The following is a 2,891-nucleotide window of genomic DNA, read 5'->3' on the forward strand; positions in this document are numbered from 1 at the left end:
GTACTGCACGGGTGACTGTGTGGGAGAGTAGAACGTTGCCAGGTAAGTACTTAGTTTAAAGCTAAGTACTTTTTTTTTGTTTAAAATTATAAAATAGTAGAATTCAACGTTCTACTTCAAAATGGGATAGGAAAAATACATATTATGTCTTTTTCGGGTAATTTAGTGGAGATTAATTGAAGCGTAAAGAATTGCCCTGACGAAGGTTGTCAGATAGAAGGTACTTAGTTTATACCAGGTATCTTTTTTATAAGATTATAAGTGATTAAATAATAAATATTTCATTTGTGAATAGAACTAAAAAGATAATTGAGTAGTATTTAACCAAATATCTTATTTATAAAGAAATTAATAAAAAATTTTATTAACACATAATTAGTTCATTTATTTCATTTGGATCACCTATCAATATAATACGAACCATATTGTTTGAATAATTGTATGAAAATTTTAAGTTATTATATTCATTAGAATTAATTTTTTTTAGTATTTTATTATATAATGATTTTGCTTCAACATTATTTTCTACAGGATAGTCGTAAATTGAACATACTGAATTTATAGATTTACAATCATTTAATATATAATCATATATTAAACTATTCCTTTTAGTATTTAAACTTTGAGTCACATAATCATTATTCATAAATTTGGATATATCATCAGAAGTAAACTGCCAATATCCATTTGTTTTACTACCATTTAAAAGTCCCAGTTTAATATAGTTCCTAATTGTTCTTGTTGAGAGAATGTAAATGATAATATAACAATGAACAGAAAATGGAAAATAAAAATGTACAAAAATGATCATTAGTTATATCCTATTTATGGGAGGGATACTAATGATTATGAATTTACAAGGTCAATTAACTATATTAAAATCTATGAATATTAAACCTAACTTTTCAGAGTTAGCTAGAGAATATGATTTAGATCGAAGAACTGTGAAGAAATATTATGAGGGATATGAAGGTAAATCAAAAACTAGAAATAAAAGTAGTAGATTGGATCAATATTATATTGAAATAAAAGAAAAGCTTGCCATAAATGGCGTTACGATAAATGGAGTATATCAATATTTTAAAGATAAATATGGTGATATAGGAACTTATTCAAATTTTAATAAATATGTAAAACTTAAAAACCTGAAACCAAAGAAAGCCATAAGAGGACATGCTAGATTCGAAACACCGCCTGGCAAGCAAGCACAAGTTGATTGGAAGGAAGATATTAAGTTGACTTCAAAATATGGTGAAGTTTTTATTTTCAATGTATTTTCTTATAAGTTAGGAAATTCAAGATTCTGTTGTTTTACTTATAAAAAAAATAAAANACAACAAGATGTATTTGAAAGCCTAATAGAATCTTTTAAAATGACAGGAGGTGTTCCTAAGGAAATTTTATTTGACAATATGAAAACAGTTGTCGATATCACTAAAGATGGAAGAAAAATAAATAGCAAGCTAAAAGCTTTTGCCGATGACTTTGGATTTAAAATTACATTGTGTAAACCAAGGCATTCTTATACTAAAGGAAAAGTAGAATCTGCAAATAAATTTGTAGAATGGATATTACCTTATGATGGAGAATTTGAAAATGAATCAGACATCATTGAACTGCTTCAAAGAATAAATTCTAAGGTTAATCAAGCACCAAACCAAGCAACTAACATTCCACCTATATTATTATTTCAAAAAGAAAAGGAGTATCTACTGCCCTTACCAAGTAATCATATCATAGAGTCCTATATGAACTACGACCGTCAAACCAAAGTTCATAAGGATTCACTAATAACTTATAAAGGAAGTAAATACTCTGTACCACCTAAATATATAGGTAAATCTGTAACTCTTAGAAGAATAGATAAAGAATTACAAATATATTTTAACACAGATTTAATTTCAACACATCAATTAAGTGATAATAAGATTAATTATAATGAATGTGATTATAAAGAAATTTTAGGATNAGTGTTAAAAAATAAGAGTACGGATGATATAGAATCGCTAGCGGAAGCTAATTTAAAACAGTTTGATGCCTTTTTATAATTAAATAGGAGGATAATATGAATAACTATGTTAAATTACTAAATAATCTTGAGGAGTTAGGATTGCTTAATATCAAAGCTAGTATTGATAAATATATAGATCTAATTAACTCTGGAAATAAAAGTATTGTTGATGCTCTTTATGAGTTAAGTAATTTAGAAATTAATGCAAAATCTGATAGAGCTATGCAGGCCTGTGTGAAAGTTGCTAACTTTCCATTTTTAAAGGAAGTTACAGATTTTGATTTTGATTTTCAACCTGCAATAAATAAGCAGCAGATACTTGATTTAATGACTTTAAGATTTATAGAAAATAAAGAAAATATATTATTTGTAGGATCATCCGGCGTGGGTAAAACCCACCTGGCGACCTCTATTGGAATAGAATGTGCTAAGCATCGATATTCAACATATTTTATATCTTTTCAGGATTTAATTTCTCAATTAAAGAAAGCTTTATCTGAAAATAGATTAGATATAAGACTTCGTCATTTTTGTAAATATAAGATTTTAATAATAGATGAAATAGGATATTTACCTATAGATATTGATGCAGCAAATCTTTTCTTTCAATTAATATCTAAAAGATATGAAAAACATTGTACAATAATAACTACTAATACTAATTTTTCTAAATGGTCTGATATTTTTGGAAATTCCGTTATCGCAAATGCGATATTAGATAGACTTTTACATCACTCTCATATTATATCTGTAAAAGGACCTTCTTATAGAACTAAATCAAAATTAGAACATTTAGAAAGCTCTTTGACTAAAATGTAAATTCTAATTATTGTACATAATTATTTTCCAATTTTTATACAAAAATATATTGACATTTACA

General features: G+C 26.2%; 3 protein-coding genes. 2 read left to right on the forward strand and 1 reads right to left on the reverse strand.

From position 1 onward, the window contains the following. Window positions 1-364: 364 nt before the first annotated feature. Window positions 365-811, reverse strand: coding sequence for a hypothetical protein (locus HCG76_RS18845; RefSeq protein WP_221701803.1), 447 nt, complete (start codon window positions 809-811; stop codon window positions 365-367). A gap of 34 nt (window positions 812-845) precedes the next feature. Between HCG76_RS18845 and istA the strand changes: the two genes are divergently transcribed. Together istA and istB are read left to right on the forward strand one after the other, a co-directional pair. Further along, the gene (istA, locus tag HCG76_RS18850) at window positions 846-2,048 is read left to right on the forward strand and encodes an IS21 family transposase (protein WP_396020945.1); all 1,203 of its coding nucleotides are present in this window, start codon (window positions 846-848) and stop codon (window positions 2,046-2,048) included. Between the two features lie 17 nt (window positions 2,049-2,065). Beyond that, window positions 2,066-2,830 (forward strand): IS21-like element helper ATPase IstB, encoded by a 765-nt coding sequence (istB, locus tag HCG76_RS18855; RefSeq protein WP_148325070.1) that lies wholly within the window; start codon window positions 2,066-2,068, stop codon window positions 2,828-2,830. Window positions 2,831-2,891 lie beyond the last annotated feature (61 nt).

It is taken from the genome of Clostridium sp. K13 (genome assembly GCF_019734195.1).
Classification (GTDB): domain Bacteria; phylum Bacillota; class Clostridia; order Clostridiales; family Clostridiaceae; genus Clostridium.